The sequence below is a fragment of the Streptomyces similanensis genome, assembly GCF_039543625.1.
Classification (GTDB): domain Bacteria; phylum Actinomycetota; class Actinomycetes; order Streptomycetales; family Streptomycetaceae; genus Streptomyces; species Streptomyces similanensis.
The window spans coordinates 1-18530 of sequence record NZ_BAABKC010000025.1 but is presented as its reverse complement, the minus strand read 5'-3'; the positions used below and the strand labels follow the sequence as shown (position 1 = coordinate 18530).

Below are 18530 nucleotides of genomic sequence, written 5' to 3'. Positions count from 1 at the left end.
CGTGGCCATCTCGGTCTTCGACCTGTTCTCGATCGGCATCGGCCCGTCCAGCTCCCACACGGTCGGCCCGATGCGCGCGGCCCGCATGTTCGCCCGCCGGCTGCGCGGCGAGGGCCTGCTGGAGGCGACCGCCTCGCTGCGCGCGGAGCTGTACGGCTCCCTCGGCGCGACCGGCCACGGCCACGGCACCCCGAAGGCGGTGCTGCTCGGCCTGGAGGGCGACTCGCCGCGCACGGTGGACGTGGAGACGGCCGACGCGCGCGTGGAGAAGATCAAGTCCGCCGGCCGCCTGAACGTTCTCGGCGAGCACGAGATCGCCTTCTCCTTCGACGACGACCTGGTCCTGCACCGCCGCAAGGCGCTGCCCTACCACGCCAACGGCATGACCCTGTGGGCGTACGACGCCTCGGGCGCCGAGCTGCTGGCCAAGACGTACTACTCGGTCGGCGGCGGCTTCGTCGTGGACGAGGACGCGGTGGGCGCCGACCGGATCAAGCTCGACGACACGGTCCTGAAGTACCCCTTCCGCACCGGCGACGAGCTGCTGCGCCTCACCAAGGAGACCGGCCTGTCGATCTCCTCGCTGATGCTGGAGAACGAGCGGGCCTGGCGCACCGAGGAGGAGATCCGCGCGGGCCTGCTGGAGATCTGGCGGGTGATGCAGGGATGCGTGGGGCGCGGCATGACCCGCGAGGGCATCCTGCCGGGCGGCCTCAAGGTGCGCCGCCGGGCCGCGATGACCGCGCGCCAGCTGCGCGCCGAGGGCGAGGCCGCGGCCCGCTCGATGGAGTGGATCACCCTCTACGCGATGGCGGTGAACGAGGAGAACGCGGCCGGCGGCCGGGTGGTCACCGCCCCGACCAACGGCGCGGCCGGCATCATCCCCGCCGTCCTGCACTACTACATCAACTTCATCCCCGGCGCTGACGAGGACGGCGTGGTCCGCTTCCTGCTCGCGGCCGGCGCGATCGGCATGCTGTTCAAGGAGAACGCCTCCATCTCCGGCGCCGAGGTCGGCTGCCAGGGCGAGGTCGGCTCGGCCTGCTCGATGGCGGCGGGCGCCCTGGCCGAGGTGATGGGCGGCACGCCCGAGCAGGTGGAGAACGCCGCCGAGATCGGCATGGAGCACAACCTCGGCCTGACCTGCGACCCGGTCGGCGGCCTCGTCCAGATCCCGTGCATCGAGCGCAACGGCATGGCCGCGGTCAAGGCGGTCACCGCCGCCCGCATGGCCCTGCGCGGCGACGGCTCCCACAAGGTCTCCCTGGACAAGGTCATCAAGACCATGAAGGACACCGGCGCCGACATGTCCGTCAAGTACAAGGAGACGGCCCGGGGCGGGCTGGCGGTGAACATCATCGAGTGCTGAGGATGTGGGCCCTGACCAGTGCGTTCGTGCCTTTCGGCGCTGTCGGGGCCTTCCCTGTTTACGCGGCGGAAAGTCCCTGGGAAGTCCCTGTGACATCCCCCTGGAAGGGGCTTCTGACCTGCAGGTTCGCGGAACGTGATCAACGCCGGATGTGCCGTTCACCCACCAGCTGATGTTTCAAATCGATCCCTTACCCCCGCTCAAGGGGTGCCATTCGATACATGAACGCTGCGGAAAACCCGCGCTTGAAGCAGCGGCTGGCCGGCCTCTCCGCCCACATTCACGACGGCGCAGGCACGACAGGCTCTGCTCTCCCCTCGCTATATGGCGCACTTGGTCACGGAGGGGGAGATAGACGAACCGTCCCGTGGGGCCGGCGGGCAGACGCCCCGGAAACGGCGCACGCGGATCTGCTGGCCGTGTGCGCACGGGCCCCTCGCGCCGTCGTGTGCGGTGAATCCGCCCTGGCCCTGCATGAGCTGATCGACGACATCCCCGCAGCGGTACACATCGCCGTGCCGCGCGGTACACGCCGCCCGACGATTTCCTACCCGCCGACCGTGGTGGCGCAGTACGCCGCGAAGACCTTCGACCTCGGTATCGAACGGTTCGAAGCAGCCCCGGGAGAGACCATCCCCATGTACAACGCAGCCCGCAGCGTCGTCGACGCGATGCGCCACCGCAGCCGCCTCGGCGAGACCCTCGCCCTGTCCGCGCTCGGCCGCTACCTGCGCCGGAGCGGACGCGGCGGGGTCGGCGAACTCCAGTACATCGCACGCGAGTTGGGCGCTCTCTCCGTCGTCCGCCCCGCCGTAGAGGCGGTGCTCGCCTGATGGCCAGCCCCGCCCGCGACACCATCGCCGGCCGCGTCTACAACGACCTGCGCAACCTGGCACGCCGCACCAGCCGGTCCACGGACGAGGTCATGGTCGAGTACGTCCTCGAACGGTTCCTCTAGTCTGGCCGCATCGCCCCTGGGCCGGGAGCACTTCGTCCTCAAGGGTGGCCTGCTGCTCGCCCAGTTCGGCGCACGTCGAATGACCCGCGACATCGACATCCTCGGCCGCTCGTTCCCAGGCACCGAAACCGAGATCATCCGCAGGGTCGCGGCCATCGCCGCCACCGAGATCGACGACGGCGTCGCGTTCGATCCCACGACGCTCAAGACCGTCCCCATTCGTGAGGAGGACGAGTACCACGGTCTCCGCCTGTCCATGGCCGCCTCTATCGCCCGAGCGCGACTCAAGCTCCAACTGGGTATCAGCTTCGGCGACCCCGTCACCCCCGGCCCCCGGATCATCGACTATCCACAGCAACTCACGGCGGAAAGCTTCCAACTCCTCGGCTACCCACTCGCCACCGTGATCGCTGAAAAACTCTCCACTGCCGTCTCACTCGGCGACCTCAACACTCGCGACCGCGACTACGGTGACCTCTACCGCCTGCTCACCCTCAACGACCTGGACGGCCAAGAACTCACCACAGCGCTGACCGCCACCGCCACACACCGCGGCATCACTCTGAAACCCCTCAGCACGACCATCACCGACCTCGGCGAACGCCGCCAGGCCTCCTACATCGCCTGGCGCCGTCGGCAAGGCACCGCCGCGACCGGCTACCCCGAACGCTTCACGGACGTCGTCCGGCAGGTCACCGCCTTCGCAGACACACTTCTCAACGGCGACGCCGCCACACTCACATGGAGTGCAGCGACCCTTACATGGTCGTGAACCAGACCTGACAGGACAGCCAGGCCCCGCGGCGCCAACCTGACACCTACGCATTACGAGACCACGAGCGTCCATGTTGCGTGGTGCCCCGTCGTGCCGCCCCGTGACGCTTCTCCTGATCAGACCGCGTGCGGCAGGTTGACCCGCACTACCCCGTGATGCACCGTCCAAAGGCGTCTGTCCACCGACTGTCCACCGGCGGGGCCGCTTGGCCGGCAACCTCTCGCCGTCCCACCGCTTCTGACGAGACCCCTGGCAGGGGCGGAGCCTGACATAAGGACGACTGTCCATTTCTCACAAGGAGCGACCGGGCGGCGCTTCACCGCGAACGCCGCAGTCTCCATCCACGACGAGACCTCCGGGTCAAAACGATATCTCCAACGGTCGGTAAATGGTATCGTTTCACTCACGAGAGTATCTGTGAAGGGACCGTCCACATGGCCAGAACCGTCATCGACCTCGATGAAGACATGGTCACCGAGGCCATGCGCATCTTCGGGACTAAAACGAAGGCCAAAGCCGTCCGCCTCGCCATGGAAGACGCCGTCAAGCGACACCTGCGACAGGAGTTCTTCGACGCCATGGATGCCGGCGAGCTCGACTTCAGCGAGATCGTCGAGAGCACCGGCCCCCGCAACGCCGACGGCTCCCTCAAGCACGACGGTGACCACAACGGGGGCCAGGTCGCCTGATGCAGGACCGCTACCTGATCGACAAGTCCGCCCTCGCCCGCTGGACGAAACCGAGCGTCAAGGAGGTGCTCAAGCCCCTGCACGAGCGTTACCTCCTCGCGGTGTGCCAGCCCACCGAGTTCGAGATGATCCACTCCGCACGGGACAGTTCAGAAGCAACCCGGATCAGCACCTGGCTCCATGCCTTCGACTACCTCCGCACCGACGACGACACCTTCACCCGCGCGCTCGAGATCCAGCGCCATGCCCTCAACGCAGGCTTCCACCGCGCTCTGTCCCTCCCTGACCTGCTGATCGCCGCCACAGCGGAACTGAACCGGCGAACGATCCTCCACTACGACGGAGACTTCGACATGATCGCCTCCCTCACCGGCCAACCCACCGAATGGGTCGTCCCGCCCGGCAGCGCCGACCGATGAGAATGCCGCCCTTCCCCCACCTCCGATGAGATGTCTGACGCGGTGCACTGGAGTGGATTAGTTGGGCTGTGGCCGAACAACGCGCGGCCCGACGCGTATGGCCATGCCTCCTCGGGAAGAAGCGGCTACCGAACATGACTTCATCTACTCCGCCTAAGTTCCAGACCAGAGGGTCGCGATCATCCGCCGGCCTCGCTTTACTGCCCCCGCACCCGCTCAGCGCGCTCCTTGCGTTCCGCCTCCCGCAGCAGCTCCTCCTGCTGAGCCCGACCCACTGTGGCGACGGAGGCGAGGGCGGGAACGCGTGTTGAGAGGGTAGTGAAGTAGTCGATGAGGTGCTGATGTCTGGCGGAGTCATCTCCCCACCAGGAGTCGACCCAAGCCACGTTGGCCGCGATGTGGGCGGGGGGTACGCCGTGGTCGAGGAGCAGCGGGCCGAGGCGCTCCAGGGTCTCGTTGCGCTGTCCCACGAGGGTTTCGAGGAGGTTGTCGGGAGTGACGGCGCAGTCGTGGAGCAGACGCTCTGCCAGGTCGCGGTCTGCACCGACGAGCTGGATGAGTGGGCTATGGCCGATGCGCGGGAGGCCGACGCAGCGGACAGAAAGCCGGTAGCGGTGCGCCTGTGGAAGGCGGTCCAGGTGGAGATCGCAGCCGTTGGGTTCAGGGGCGACGAAGTACCCGCGGTTGGCCATGTCGCAGAGCCGTTCGGTGTACCACGCTTCGAGCAGGTCAGGATCATGGTCGGCTAGATGGCCGAGCAACTGGCCTGCACGCCAGTGGTCGTGCTGGGACAGGTCCTCGGGGCGGAGGTGCTGCACAGCGTCGCGCCAAGCAGAGCGCCAGGTTTCCGGCAGTGAGGGACCGTGGGGTTGGCCAACGGCGAAGGTGACCGCCGCGCTGCTGGCGATTGCCGGAATCGGATGGAGCAGCAGACGGTGCAGCACCTCGTTCGACTCGTCCTGGATGAATAGCGAGTCGAGCAGCCAGGCGTCCTCCGTGCGCATCGCCTCGATCACGAACTCGGCAGCCTCGTCATCTTCGCCTCGTCCGAGGACGGTCGAGATGACGCCGGTCCTGAAGCGGGGATCATCCAGTGCAGCAGTGAGGACATCTGCCGACAACATGCCGGGCGAGGTGGTGAGCCATCGGGTCAATGCGGCGCGAAGCATGAGTGGGCTACCAGCTGCGGTTGCGGCTGCGTGCCAAGAAGCGGGATCGGCGAGGTGAGGCACCATTCGGTCAGCTACCCAGACGCCGCCCCCGTGGTCGCCAGCAAGCTCGGATTGCTCGACCAGGGCGTCGAATCTCACGACTCCGTCGAGCGGTCCGAGCGCCGCGATCTTCTGTGCTAGGGCTTCCACTGCGTGGGCCCGGCCTTGTGCGGCTTCATCGCGGGTATCCATGTCGCCCCAACGACTCCAGCCGGTGAAAGACTCCAAGTCAGGGTCGACGTCCAGCTCCGGGAGCCTGCGGCCCCTGTCGCCACCACGGGCGTATGCAGCATTGAGCATGCGCCGGGCACGGAGGGCGAGCCCAGGATAGGTCTGGAGCAGTGGATGCAGTGTGGCCAGGATGCGAGCTCCTCCCTCCGCTCCCTGGCCCTTCTGCGCCTCGCTCGGTTCACCGTTGTACGGCACGAACCCTTCTCCGAGTCTCACCCATGAGCCCGCCAGGTCCAGTAGTGGAACCACCGCAGCCGGGGCGCTGCTCAGGTCATCCTGCACTTCGGTATCTGCGAGAACGGGCACAACCTCCCCCCACAAGGAGATGAGTCGCGCCAGGTTTTCGGCGCTTTCGACACCCTGGGCGAGGGTGACCGTGTTCAAATCACCCGGGTCAGACCAGTTCCCCGATGTTTCAACGGCAAAGACACTCGCCAGCACCTCGGTGGCCACGGCCCAGTCCGACGGGGCGCGGTGAGTACGCAGCCACTCCAGCACTGGTCGCAGCAACAGCCCTCGAGTCTCGAACGCGGTTCCGAAGTCCGGGTCTATGGCATTGGCCACACCGCTGAGCACGCGCAGCGGGTGCTGAGGGGTGGAATGGCGTGGACGGTTGTCTCCCACTGCGAGGTCGAGCAGGCCCGTCACGGCCTCGGGCAGCAGATACTGAGCGGCCGACTGCGCAAGTTGACGAGCAGCGGCATCACCCTGCGGATCGACGGTGATCCCGCACGTCTGCTCGGTCTCGCGCGGGCTGGCGAGGACCGTACAGGCCTGGGCGACAGCGAACTGAGCGGCTCCCCGGTCCAGCCGGGCGTATTCGGACACTACAGCGAAGGTTCCGGTGCCCCACTCGGTCGGGGTGGGCAGCGTTCGGACCCAGGCATCGGCGGTCATCCGAGCGTCAGGGGAGGGCGAGGCTCGGGCGGCGGACATCACGGCGGAGGCGAGGTCACGGTCCCGGTCTGGGAAGGCGTCGCAGAGGGTGGACCACGGCCTGCCTGCCGGCCGTGTGAAGAACCACCGGGCAATCAGCGGTGCGCGCAATGCAGGTTGCAGGTGCCAGACACCGTTGACAGTCTCAACGAGGCCATTGCGCGCTAGGCGCTCCATGAGGCCGGACATGCTGGCCGGCGGCTCGCCGACAAGGGGCGCGAGCGCGTACAGCGTCTCGCTGGAAGCCCCTCCCAGTGCCGCTACGCAGGCCAGAGCATCGACGGCCGTCTCGGACTCGGTGATACGGCGGAGGTGTCGTTCTACGTTCGCGAGGTGCGCTGCGCCGCTGGCCACCTGGCTGCCCTCGCCCTTGGCGAACATCTCACACAAGGTGAGGGCCCAGCCCGGCCGTCCGGCCGCCTGGTCGAGGATCACCATCCGGGCCCGGTGACCGGTGACGCCCAGTGAGGTGACCAGTGTGTTCATGTCGGATCGCTCCAACAGGTCAACGTTGACGCGGAGAGCTCTGGGAAGGGCCGCTGTTACCTCGTCTGCCCTGTCAGGCCAGGTAGTCGCGACGATGGCGAAGGCATGCTCCGCCCCGTGACGCGCCCGCCGCAGCACACGCATCTCATCGAGGCGAATGTGGGCGTCGTCGACGACAACGGCAGCGGGTCGAGTTTCCAACAGCTCATCCAGAATGCGGTCCGCTTGCGCCTGCTCAAGGTAAGCGACCTGGCCTTCCAATTCGGTGGTGAGCCGCGTCTTACCCACACCAGGCACGCCCACCAGCACGACATCCTGGCCACGGGCGACAGCGTCGGCAAGCGTGGCGAGGGTGGCTTCCCGTCCGAGGAGGTCGGTTCGGTCAGCCAGGTCCTCAGGCAGGTCCAACGGCCGATCAAGTAGAGCACCCAGCTCTCCTCTGATGCCGAGGAGGCTGAACCGCCACACCGGCTCAGTGGCGAGGCGGGTGACAAACCAATCCTGGGCGTAGATGTGTGGTGCTGGGAGGTCACGTTCGGTACACAGCCGATCCATGGACGCGCGCTTCGTTGCGTCAACCGGTTGTGAACAGGCCATCACGATCAGATCGGCCTGCACATCCTCTTCGCGCATTCTGCGAAGGCCCGTACGCAGGTTCGCCACCGGATCACCGGTGGTGACCAGCAGACGCCCACGAGCGTCCACGTCCTCGGAGCCCCACGGAAAGTAGATATCGGCGTCGCGGCCGAAGTCATGCCCGCCCTCAACCGCGGACAGACCGGGGTACTGCGATTGCAGGAGCGCACAGGCACAGCGTTCAAACTCCGTTGGGTGGATAGCCTGTTCACCCAACGCCCGGCGTACGCGTGCCATGAGATCCATGACCACTAATGCTACGCGCACCTTATGTCGTACTGATACCGTTTGCCGCTCGCCGCCCGGCTCGATGACAGGCCGCGCACCTGGGATCTAGGGACAACGAGAGCGCCGAACCTATAGTGCTCATCCTGAAATGGGCCGACGCTCCCGCACGCACCGACGCAGCCGCCCCTTCTTCGCCCTCAGATCAGCTACGGAGTGTTCTCACGGCCAATCTTCGCCAGGGCCCGAGCCGGACATGAGATCTGTCAGGACCAGACAGTCTCGACGACGCCGGTCGCCCCATCGGCGACGGGTGGATCTCACCCTCGCCCCAGGGTCAGCGAGAGCCCCCTGATGGAGTGTCACGCACAGCTGTCCACCGGGTGTCCACCGGCATCCTTTGCGCCAACACACTCCACCCCCTACGGGCAGGTAAAATACCAGGTCAGAGGGTTGAACCGTCGATCTCGTCACAGAAACCAAACCTCCGACCTACGCATTACGATGCACAGACGGAAGGTGCCCGAATTGCCGAGATTCCAAGGTCATCCGGAACAAGAAATCCCAGGTCAGAGGCCTGACCTGGGGTTCGCCATGGAGCCGCCTTCGGGATTCGAACCCGAGACCTACGCATGACGAGTGCGGGGCTCGCCGAAGCCATCGCGTGGCACCCGAGCGTCAACTGCTCAATTCGGCAAGCGTTTCACGCGACATGGGATACGTTGCATTCAGCTCTCGGCAAATAGTCCCCACAAAGTCCCTGACGTGATTCAAGGCAAGCCTGGACATGCCAAAACTGCAGCTCAATCCCGCAATCAACAGCCGCCCACATGTCCGTCAAGTACAAGGAGACGGCCCGGGGCGGGCTGGCGGTGAACATCATCGAGTGCTGAGGCGGACGTGCCGCCGGAATCGGCTGGGAGCGGGCCGGGCGGATGTTCGAGTGGGGCGGAGGGATCGGCCGTGCCGGGGTGGGGCAGGAATCAGGGGACGACTCCTTCCCCCACGGCACATCTCAGGGAGTTTGCATGCTCAAGGGCATCGATGTGAGCGCGTTCCAGTCCGCGACCTACGGCACGAGCGGGCTCTCCTTCGTCTTCGTCAAGGCGACGGAGGGCCGCTCGTACGTCAACTCCAGGCTCAGCGCCCAGACCAAGCACGGCCGGGACGCCGGTCTGGTCGTCGGCTTCTACCACTTCCTGTGGCCGGGCAACATCAGCGCCCAGGCCGAGTACTTCGTCTCGCACGCCCCCGAGAAGCGGGGCGACGTCCTGGCGGTGGACTGGGAGAACACGGCCGAGGGCACGCACGCCACCAACGCCGAGAAGGACAGCTTCATCCGCAAGGTGAAGCAGCTGCGCCCGCACAACCGGGTGGTGCTCTACACCAACCGCCACTTCTGGCTGACCGTCGACACCACCTCGTACGCGGGCGACGGTCTGTGGATCGCCGACTACGTCAAGGCCGGCCACCCCCGCATCAAGGCCAAGTGGCTCTTCCACCAGTACACCGACGAGCCGCACGACACGAACGTCGCGAACTTCGCCAGCACGGCCGCGCTGCGGGAGTGGGCCAAGAAGTGACGGGCGCCCGTCCCGCTCAGGCGCGGAAGGCCGCCGGACGCTCCGGGGACGCCTCCGCGAGGGCCTTGGTGACCGCCTCGACGCCTTCCTGGAGACCGTAGACCGGGGTGTCCGGCTGCTGGCGCCAGGAGTCGTCGATGCCGCCGGAGTCCACCGTGTCGAAGCCCAGCTCCTCGATCAGCGCCCGGACCTTCGCCTTGGCCGCCCCGTCGTCGCCGGCCACCGGCAGCGCCAGGCGGCCGGGGTCGCCGGCCGGGCGGTGGCGGTCCAGGATGTCCTGGGCGTAGGTGCCGTTGAACGCCTTGATCACCGGGTGGCCGAGGTGCCCCTCGGTCCAGCGGCTCTCGGTGAGGCCGTCGTCCTCGACGGCGTCGATCCGGCCGTCGCGCTGCGGGTAGTAGTTGCCGGTGTCGATGACCGCCACGTCGTCGGCGGCGCCGTCGAGCAGTCCGGACGGCAGGTCCGGGACCGCCTTCAGCGGGACGGTGACCACGACGATCTCCGCGCCGCGCGCCGCCTCCTCGACCCGCACCGGCGTCGCGCCGGTCTCCTCGGCCAGTGCGGTCAGGGTCTCGGGGCCGCGGGAGTTGGCGACGGAGACGTCGTGCCCGAGGGCGGTGAGCCGCCGGGTGAGATTGCCGCCGATGTTGCCCGCGCCGATGATGCCGATCTTCATCTGTACTCGCCTCGCTCTTCCGGGAGGTCGGTGCCTGTGCCGTGGTACGGCTGTGCAGGACAGGGCCAACCTCCGCGCGCGGCGGGGTATTCCGGGTGCGGGCGAACGGGTGAGGCGCCCGGCGCGGCCGCCGGGCGCTCCCGCCGCGTCACTACTTGCTCAGGTAGGCCCAGAACTCGTCGAACGAGAGGACCTTGTCGCCGTTGAGGTCCCGCTGCTTGATGATGGTCTCCGCCACGGTGTCGGTGACGTTCCAGTCGCCGCCCTGGGCCAGGGCCGACTTGAACTCGGCGGCGGTGATGAACCCGTCGCCGTCCGCGTCGATCCGCTGGAACTGCTTGCGTGCTTCCTCGATGTCCGCCATCGGTCCGCCCCTTTTGCGTCGCGTGTGATCTGGCTTGCTCGTCGTACCGACGGTACTGACGCAGGTCAGATTAACTGCACGACCGGGGCGGCCCTGCGGGCGGTAGGGGCTGGCGCCGGGACCGGGTGCGGTTCAGTGCCAGGGCTCGTAGTACGGGTTGCTCTCGCAGCGGCTGAGGATCTCGGTCTTCGTGGCCTTGTCGATGGGGCAGGCGCCGACGACGTACCGCCGGGCGATGCCGCCGGGGAAGGCCACCTCGACCTGGTCGGCCCACTTGTGGGTGGTGCCGATGGTCTTGTTGACGTCCACGCCGCCGGGGGCGTCGATGTAGTAGTTGTACGCCGACTTCCAGGTCTTGTAGAGGTCGTGGTCGTAGGTCGTCGAGACGTACGGCGAGGGCTGGTTGACCAGGACGTACTGCTCGACGTCGTACTGGCCGCGCAGCACGTCGCGGGGCCAGAAGCCCTCCGGGAAGACGGTCTCCGGGGCCCGGTTGTCGTTGCGCCACAGGGTGCCGCAGGTGGTGCGCCAGGCGGGGGCGGGCGTGATCCGGCCGACGTCCACGCGCCGGTCGGCGGCGGCCTCGACCTTGTCGGCGAACTGCGGGCAGGCGGGCGCGGCGGCGGCCCGTGCCGCGAGGGCCCGGCCGGGGGCCGCGGCGGCGGTGGTCGTGGGGGCGGTGGCGGCGGTGGTCGCGAGGACGGCCGACACGGACAGGACGGCGGCGGCGATCCGCCGCCGCGGACGAAGGGTGATCATGCGCAGCACGATCCCGGTCCCGCGGCGGCGGGCGGCGGACCGTCACCTGATCGGAGGCGTGTCCGGTCCGTGTGTTGCCGGCGTCCTTGGGGGCGCCGTCAGCGGAAGATGCCGGTGTGGCCGAGCGAGTAGCGGCCCGGCTGCGGGTAGACGGCGAGGCCGTGCGGGCCGTTGCCGACCTTGATCCGGGCGAGCTGCTTCCCGCTGCGGGTGTCGATGGCGTACACCTCGGAGTTGTAGCGCCCGGACAGCCACAGCACCCTGCCGTCGGCGGAGACGCCGCCCATGTCGGGGCTGCCGCCCTGGGGCAGCCGCCACTTCCTGGTCAGCTCGTTCTTCGCGAAGTCGAAGACCGAGATCGTGCCCTCGCCCCGGTTGGAGACGTACATCTCGCGCGAGTCGCGGCTGACGTAGAGGCCGTGGGCGCCCTTTCCGGTGTGCAGGAAGGCCGGCTTGGCGAAGGTGTCGCCGTCCAGGATCCACAGTCCGTCGGCCGCCATGTCGGCGATGTAGAACCTCTTGCCGTCGGGCGACATCTTCACGTCCTGCGGCATCGCGCCGCGCACGTCGAGCTTCCGCTGCCCGACGACCTTCATCTTCGCGGTGTCGACCTTGAGCAGTTCGCCGCTGAACTCGCAGGAGACGATGAAGTAGCGGCCGTCCATGGAGAAGTCGGCGTGGTTGACGCCGCCGCAGGTGACGGGGACGGTCTTGACCCGGTCCATGGTGTGCGCGTCGCGGAAGACGAGCTGGCGGTCCTTGGACGCCATCACGATGGCGTACTTCCCGTCCGGGGTGAAGTAGAGGTTGTACGGGTCGTGCACGTCGACGGGCTTGCCGGCCTTGCCGGTCTTCGGGTCGATGGGGGTCAGGGAGTTGCCGAGGTCGTTGTTGACCCACAGCGTCTTCAGGTCCCAGGACGGCACGACGTGCTGGGGCTGGTGGCCGACCGGGATGGTCTCGGTGACCTTGTACGTCCTGGGGTCGATCACCGTGACGGTGTCGGAGAGGGTGTTGGGGACGTAGATCCGGGTGGGGAAGTCCTTGACGGCCGCGGCGAGGCGGCCCGGGCGGTCGGCGGCGTAGGCGTCCTTGGCGTCCAGCACGGGCGGCATGCCGGGCAGGGTGTCGGCCCGGCCCGGCTTCGGCTGTTCGGGCCGGGCGGGGGCCTGGCTGCCCAGGGCCTCGTCGGCGCGGTGGGCGGAGTCCGTCCCGCTGCACGCGGGCAGCGCGGCCAGTGCGGCGGCGCAGACCGCGCCGGCGATCAGGGTCCTGAGGGCGCGGGCGGGGGACGGCGCGGGCCGGGTGCGGGGTGGGGGCGGGGTGGGTGGCATCAGCTCAGCAGCTCCGTGGTGGTGACCGCGTGCAGGCCGCGGCGGTCGAGTTCGGCGAGTACGTCGGGGAGGGCGGCGACCGTGTCGGGGTAACCGAAGTGCAGGCTCACCACGGAGCCGCCCCTGACCCGCGCCATGACGGTGCGGACGACGGCCTGGGCGCCGGGCCGGGTGTAGTCGAGGGAGTCGACGTCGTAGGAGAGCACGTGCGGGTATCCCGCGTCCCGGGCCAGCCGCTGGACCAGCGCGGTGGCGGTCGGGGCGCGGGAGGGGCGGAACCAGGCGCCGATCGAGCCGGTGAGGCGGCGCAGGCGGTCGGCGCAGCCGGTGATCTCCGCGCGGGCGTCGGCCTCGGACATGTCGTTGACGGCCAGGTGGCGCTGGGTGTGGTTGCCGAGGTCGTGGCCGCCGTCCACGATCCGGCGGGCCATCTCCGGGTGCTCGTCCAGCCAGGTGCCGACGGCGAGCACGGTGAGGCGGGCGCCGTGCCGCTCGGCCGTGGTGAGCAGGGCGCGGGCGAGGGCGGGGTCGCCCTGGCCGTGGAAGGTGAGGGCGACGCGGGGCCGGTCGCGGGGGCCGTGGGCGATCTCGGCGGGCTGGTGCGGGAAGGCGCGCGGGGCGGGGGCGGCGGAGCTGACGGGGGTGGGGGTGGCGGCGCCGGTGGGCGGGGCGTCGGGCGCGGCGGGGTGCGGGGCGGCGCCGATGGCGGAACACCCGGCGGCGAGCGCGCCCCCGGCGACGAGCCCGGCGCCGGCCCGCAGCACGCCGCGACGATCAGTGGTGGTCACCCGCACCATTTAAGGTGCGGAAGGTAAGAAAACAGGCGATTCACACGTGTGGCCGCCGCGTGGGCGTCGGCCACGCCCGGACGCCGGCGGCCGGCCCGGGCGGGCCTCAGCGGTCGGTCGTGCGGATCTCGAACCAGGTGGTCTTGCCGCGCGGCAGCAGGTCCACGCCCCAGCGGTCGGCGAGCTTGTCGACCAGGAACAGGCCCCGCCCGCTGATGTCCAGTTCCTGTACGGGCATCAGGCACGGCAGCCCCCGGGAGGGGTCGCGGACCTCGACGCGGATCCAGCCGCGGCGGCGGCGCAGCCGCAGCCCGAACACCCGGGCGCCGGTGTGCCGTACGGCGTTGCCGACGAGTTCGGAGACGAGCAGCACCGCGTCCTCGGTCAGCTTGGGGCTCAGTCCCCAGTGGCGCAGGACGACGACCTGGACCAGCCGGCGGGCGGTGGCCGCGGACTCGGGGCGGGACGGCAGCGGAACCTCCGCCTCCGTGGGATTGCCGTGCGACTCCAGCGCGGTCAGCGCCCGTTCGTCCTCGACCGCGGGCGACCAGCGTGCCGCGGAGGCGTGCCCCTGTCCCCGCGGCTGTTCCATGCCCTCCAGCCCCGCCATGCCCCCCATCATGGCGGCCCCCATCGGGCCCGGGTGGCCGTTCAGGGGAATACGCCCCCCGTGCGCTCCCGCCGCCCGGAGGGCGTCCGCCCGGGGCCGCGGGGGCTGCGCCGGCCCCGGCGGCCGTGCCGACCTGCGAGGACGGCACGGCCCCCGGCGCGGGGCCCGCGATACCGGCTGTCGGCCTTGAGGTTGCCTCAAGGCCCGGCTAAACCGCCCCTTCGGGGGACACGCGAGCGGACGCGGCGTCAACCGCGCGTAACGGGCGGGGCCGGCGGGCCGTGCCGGGCGTCAGAGGAACCGCGCCTTGCCCGGTCCCTCCTCGACGAAGCTGCGCATCCCGCGCTCGCGGTCCTCGGTGGCGAACAGTCCCGCGAACCAGTTCCGTTCCAGGGCGAGCCCGGTCTCGATGTCGGTCTCCAGACCGGCGTCGACCGCCTCCTTGGCGGCGCGCAGCGCGATCGTCGGGCCCTGGGCGAGCCGTGCCGCCCAGGCGTGCGCCGCCTCGTACACCTCGGCGGCCGGCACCACGCGGTCCACCAGGCCCAGCGTCAGGGCCTCGTCGGCCTTGACCTGGCGGCCGGTGAAGATGAGGTCCTTGGCCCTGGAGGGGCCGATGAGCCGGGACAGCCGCTGGGTGCCGCCCGCGCCGGGGATCAGACCGAGCAGGATCTCCGGCTGGCCCAGCTTGGCGTTCTCCCCGGCGACGCGGTAGTCCGCGCAGAGCGCCAGCTCGCAGCCGCCGCCGAGCGCGTAGCCGGTGACGGCCGCGACCACCGGCTTGGGGATGCGGGCCACGGCGGTGAAGGACTCCTGGAGGGCGCGGGCCCGCAGCACCATCGCCGCGTGGTCCATCGCCTGCATCTCCTTGATGTCCGCGCCGGCCGCGAACACCTTCTCGCCGCCGTAGATCACCACGGCGCGCACGTCCTCGCGGCGGCCGGCCTCCTCGGCCAGCTCCTTGAGCCGGTCCTGCGTGGCGACGTCGAGCGCGTTCATGGGCGGACGGTGAAGGCGCAGCGTGCCGACGCCCTCGGCGACTTCCAGAGTTACGGTCATGGCAAGCAGGTTAACCACCACTAACGCCGACCGGCCCGGTGCGGTCGATCACACCGGGCCGGTCGCGAGGGCCGTGCCATACCGAGGGCCGTGCCATGCCGAGGGCCGTGCCATGCCGAGGGCCGTGCCATGCCGAGGGCCGTGCCATGCCGAGGGCCGTGTCCTTGCGAAGGCCGTGCCCTGAGGGGCGGTCACTCCCGGACGGGACGCGCCGCCCGCGCGCTCACGCCTTCCACTGGCTCCAGGACATGTTCCAGCCGTTGAGGCCGTTGTCCGGGGAGACGGTCTTGTCGTGCGAGTTCTTGACCTCGACCACGTCGCCGATCAGCGAGTGGTTGAAGAACCACGCGGCCGGCACCCCGCTGTCGTAGCCGCCGCGCACGTCGCGCAGGCCGACGCAGCCGTGGCTGGCGTTGTAGTTGCCGAAGGCGTCGCCGCCCCAGTAGTTGCCGTGGATGAAGGTGCCGGAGGTGGTCAGGCGCATGGCGTGCGGGACGTCCTTGATGTCGTACTCGCCGCCGTAGCCGACCGTCTCGCCGTTCATCCGGGTCACCGCGAGCTTCTCGCTGATGACCATGCGGCCGTTCCAGGTGTCGTAGCCCTGCTTGCCGGTGGTGACGGCGAGCGTCTTGACGACCTTGCCGTCGTGCGTGACCTTCATCGTGTGCTTCTCGGCGTCCACGACGGACACCTGGTTGCGGCCGATGGTGAAGGAGACGGTCTTGGACTGCTTGCCGTAGACGCCGGGGCGGCCCTCGACGCCGTCCAGGTCGATCTCGACGGTGACCTTGGTGCCGGCCTTCCAGTACCGCTCGGGGCGGAAGTCGAGGCGGTCGTTGCCGAACCAGTGGCCCTCTACGTCGACGGCCGGCTCGGTCTTGATCCTGATGGCCTTCTCGACGGCGTCCGGATGCGTGATGCCGCGGGTGAAGTTGACCGAGAACGGCATGCCGACGCCGACCGTGGAGCCGTCCTCGGGGGTGAAGGCGCCGACGAAGGTGTTCTTCGGGGTCAGCGTGGTGAAGCCGGAGTCCTCGGCGGCCTCGCGGCCGGCGGAGTCCTTGGCGACCGCGTGGACCGTGTACTTGGTCGAGGCCGCGAGGTGGGAGGACGGCGTCCAGGTGGCGCCGCCGCCGGTTATCTCCCCCGCCACCTCGGCGCCCTTGGGGTCCTTGACGACGACCTGGGTGAGCTTGCCCCCGCGCGCGGCGACCTTGAGGGCGCCGCTGGTGTCGACGGAGGTCGCGCCGTCCCGGGGCGCGACGGTGACGACCGCCTGCGACTGCTTGCTCTGCTCCGTGTCCCCGTCCTTGCCCCCGCTCCTGCCGGACCCCGCGTCCGCGTCGCCCCCGCCGCACGCGGTGACGGCGAACAGCATCGCCCCGGTGGTCAGCGCGAGCACTCCCCTGCCCGCCCAGCGCCCCGGACGCCCCCCGCGTCCGCGCGCGTCAACCGACGCCCCCGATATCGGCCGCACGTTCAAGTCGTCTCCCCTCCCCTGGGCCGGTCAAGACCCATGCCCCGGCGCGTCCCACGCGCACTTGGGCGCATAGTAACCACAAGGTCAGGGGGCGGGTCGCCCGCCAAGTGTCACTGTTCCGTCCCAACTTCGACAGCTGCCGGAAACCGCTTGTCCCCCCGGCCGAAACCCTTGCCTCCCGGGCTACTTGAGCGCGCTGTCCGCCGTCCAGTCGGCCCAGCTCATGTTCCAGCCGCCGAGCCCGTTGCTGGGCGAGACCGTGCGGTCCTCGCTGTTGACGACCTCCACCACGTCGCCGACGAGGCTGCGGTCGAAGAACCAGCCCGCCGGGGTGCCGGAGCTGCCGCCCTTGACGTCCTTGAGGCCCACGCAGCCGTGGCTGACGTTGGTCCGCCCGAACGGGTCCGGCACCGACCAGTAGTTGCCGTGCAGGAAGGTCCCGGAGTCGGTCAGGCGCATGGCGTGCGGCACGTCGGGGATGTCGTACTCGCCGCCGAAGCCGACCGTGCGGCTGTTCATGCGGGTGACGTCCAGCATCTCCATCACCACCATCTTGCCGTTGTAGGTGGTGGACTCGGGCGCGCCGGCCGTGATGGGGACGGTGGCCAGCAGTTCGCCGTCGCGGCGCACCCGCATGGTGTGCGCGGCGGCGTCGACCAGGGAGACCTGGCTGCGGCCCACGGTGAAGGAGAACGTCTTGTACTGGAGCCCGTAGACGCCGGGCGCGCCCTGGACGTCCCTGAGGCGCAGGTCGACGGTGACGCGGGTGCCGGGGCGCCAGTAGTGGTGGGGGCGGAAGTCCAGGCGGTCCCCGCCGAACCAGTGCGGGCGGATCTCCACGGGCGGGTCGGCGCTGACGCGCACGGCGCGCTCGACGGCGGCGCGGTCGGTGACCGTGCGGCTGAAGGAGAGCGAGACGATCATCCCGGTGCCGACGACGGAGCGGTTCTCGGGGGTGACGTAGCCGATGAAGCGTTCGTCGGGGACGTAGGTGGTGAAGGTGGTGTGCCGGGCGGCGCGGTGCCCGTCGTCGTCCACGGCGACCGCGTCGACGGTGTACTTGGCGGCGAGGGCGAGCCGGTCGTCGTCGGGCCGCCAGCTCCGGCCGTCCGGGGAGAGGCGGCCGGGCACCGGGGTGTCCTGCGCGTCCTCGGCCCTGACGACCCGTACGGACTCCAGGCGGCCGCCGGCCACCCGCACCCGCAGCCTGGTCCCCGGGCGGACGTCCTTGGCGCCGTCGGCCGGGGCGACGCGGACCACGTCCTCGGGCGCGGGCGGCTTGCCGAAGACCCGGCCGAGGGATTCCGGGCCGCCCGTGGTGCAGCCGGCCGCCCCGGCCAGCAGGGCCGTCCATGTCAGTACGGCGGCCATCACGGCCCTCGCGCGCCGTGCGCGCCGTTGTACGTGCCTCACGGGCTGCCCAACGACCGGCCCGCTTCCGGGAAACGTGAGTGCGACCCCGCCTCTGGGCAGAACAGTGGGGAGGAGCACGCGCCGGGGAGCCGCGCCCGGGAGGGAAGCCGCAGGTGCGGACCGGCGCCGAACGAGCCGCGACAGCCGAAAAAAGGGGCCGACCAGGTGTCCAGCGCAGCCGAGCGGGAGGCGGTGGCGAGCGGGCGCGCCACCACGGACGGGCACACCGCCGACGACGGGGCCGTGCCCGGCGCCGCGCCCGGGGACCCGGAGCCGACCGGGGAGGGACGGGCGCCGGACGCCGGACCGGCGCCCGGGCACGGACCGGCGCCCGCGGACGGAGCCGCGCCCGGGGACGGGCCGCCGGGCGGGAACGGAGCACCGGGCGGGAACGGGTCGCCGGGCGGGAACGGAGCGCCCGGTGGGCGCGGCGCCGGCCAGGGTCGCGTGGACGGCCGGGGGCGGACCGGCGGGAGGGGGCGCTCCGGCGGCCGCGGGGCCGTCCTCGCGCCGGCCTCCGCCGCCGTCG

The 18530-nt window shown here is 70.0% G+C and carries 17 protein-coding genes; 7 read left to right on the top strand and 10 right to left on the bottom strand.

Annotated elements, in window-relative coordinates:
* The first annotated feature begins 1 nt into the window (after nt 1).
* From ABEB07_RS08930 to ABEB07_RS08905, 6 genes are all read left to right on the top strand, one after another.
* A complete protein-coding gene (locus ABEB07_RS08930; RefSeq protein ID WP_164589433.1) occupies nt 2–1369 on the top strand; it encodes an L-serine ammonia-lyase in 1368 nt (455 codons plus the stop codon).
* Between the two features lie 221 nt (nt 1370–1590).
* Nucleotides 1591–2202: a type IV toxin-antitoxin system AbiEi family antitoxin domain-containing protein gene (locus ABEB07_RS08925; protein WP_345667763.1), complete on the top strand. Its 612-nt coding sequence runs from the start codon at nt 1591–1593 to the stop codon at nt 2200–2202.
* On the top strand, nt 2202–2327 hold the full coding sequence (locus tag ABEB07_RS08920; RefSeq protein ID WP_345667761.1) for a hypothetical protein: 126 nt from the start codon (nt 2202–2204) through the stop codon (nt 2325–2327). Before ABEB07_RS08925 ends, ABEB07_RS08920 begins: the two co-directional genes overlap by 1 nt.
* 1 nt (nt 2328) lies before the next feature.
* Entirely contained in the window at nt 2329–3099 is a 771-nt protein-coding gene (locus ABEB07_RS08915) for a nucleotidyl transferase AbiEii/AbiGii toxin family protein (protein WP_345667827.1), read from the top strand.
* A gap of 437 nt (nt 3100–3536) precedes the next feature.
* Nucleotides 3537–3791, top strand: a complete 255-nt coding sequence (locus ABEB07_RS08910) for a type II toxin-antitoxin system VapB family antitoxin (protein ID WP_345667759.1) — start codon at nt 3537–3539, stop codon at nt 3789–3791.
* Entirely contained in the window at nt 3791–4210 is a 420-nt protein-coding gene (locus tag ABEB07_RS08905; protein ID WP_345667758.1) for a PIN domain nuclease, read from the top strand. The genes ABEB07_RS08910 and ABEB07_RS08905 overlap by 1 nt, the downstream gene beginning before the upstream one ends.
* A gap of 197 nt (nt 4211–4407) precedes the next feature.
* On the opposite strand, the gene ABEB07_RS08900 is transcribed toward ABEB07_RS08905, so the two are convergent.
* Entirely contained in the window at nt 4408–7956 is a 3549-nt protein-coding gene (locus tag ABEB07_RS08900) for a hypothetical protein (RefSeq protein WP_345667756.1), read from the bottom strand.
* Nucleotides 7957–8963: 1007 nt separating this feature from the next.
* Between ABEB07_RS08900 and ABEB07_RS08895 the strand changes: the two genes are divergently transcribed.
* A complete protein-coding gene (locus ABEB07_RS08895) occupies nt 8964–9518 on the top strand; it encodes a GH25 family lysozyme (RefSeq protein ID WP_176150569.1) in 555 nt (184 codons plus the stop codon).
* Nucleotides 9519–9534: 16 nt separating this feature from the next.
* On the opposite strand, the gene ABEB07_RS08890 is transcribed toward ABEB07_RS08895, so the two are convergent.
* The 9 genes from ABEB07_RS08890 to ABEB07_RS08850 form a co-directional block, all read right to left on the bottom strand.
* Complete coding sequence (locus ABEB07_RS08890; RefSeq protein ID WP_425588975.1) at nt 9535–10263, bottom strand: NADPH-dependent F420 reductase; 729 nt, start codon at nt 10261–10263, stop codon at nt 9535–9537.
* A gap of 82 nt (nt 10264–10345) precedes the next feature.
* On the bottom strand, nt 10346–10558 hold the full coding sequence (locus ABEB07_RS08885; RefSeq protein WP_164589436.1) for an EF-hand domain-containing protein: 213 nt from the start codon (nt 10556–10558) through the stop codon (nt 10346–10348).
* Between the two features lie 132 nt (nt 10559–10690).
* Nucleotides 10691–11317 carry an ADP-ribosyltransferase gene (locus tag ABEB07_RS08880; RefSeq protein ID WP_345667755.1) on the bottom strand — a complete coding sequence of 209 codons (627 nt, stop codon included), beginning with the start codon at nt 11315–11317 and terminating at the stop codon, nt 10691–10693.
* 98 nt (nt 11318–11415) lie between these two features.
* On the bottom strand, nt 11416–12651 hold the full coding sequence (locus ABEB07_RS08875) for a YVTN family beta-propeller repeat protein (RefSeq protein ID WP_345667754.1): 1236 nt from the start codon (nt 12649–12651) through the stop codon (nt 11416–11418).
* Nucleotides 12651–13448, bottom strand: a complete 798-nt coding sequence (locus ABEB07_RS08870; protein ID WP_345667753.1) for a polysaccharide deacetylase family protein — start codon at nt 13446–13448, stop codon at nt 12651–12653. Before ABEB07_RS08870 ends, ABEB07_RS08875 begins: the two co-directional genes overlap by 1 nt.
* 97 nt (nt 13449–13545) lie before the next feature.
* Nucleotides 13546–14049, bottom strand: a complete 504-nt coding sequence (locus ABEB07_RS08865; protein ID WP_164582827.1) for an ATP-binding protein — start codon at nt 14047–14049, stop codon at nt 13546–13548.
* 291 nt (nt 14050–14340) lie between these two features.
* Nucleotides 14341–15108 carry an enoyl-CoA hydratase/isomerase family protein gene (locus tag ABEB07_RS08860; protein ID WP_345667752.1) on the bottom strand — a complete coding sequence of 256 codons (768 nt, stop codon included), beginning with the start codon at nt 15106–15108 and terminating at the stop codon, nt 14341–14343.
* Between the two features lie 223 nt (nt 15109–15331).
* Entirely contained in the window at nt 15332–16591 is a 1260-nt protein-coding gene (locus ABEB07_RS08855) for a L,D-transpeptidase (RefSeq protein WP_345667751.1), read from the bottom strand.
* Nucleotides 16592–16771: 180 nt separating this feature from the next.
* Entirely contained in the window at nt 16772–17959 is a 1188-nt protein-coding gene (locus ABEB07_RS08850) for a L,D-transpeptidase (RefSeq protein WP_345667750.1), read from the bottom strand.
* Nucleotides 17960–18530 lie beyond the last annotated feature (571 nt).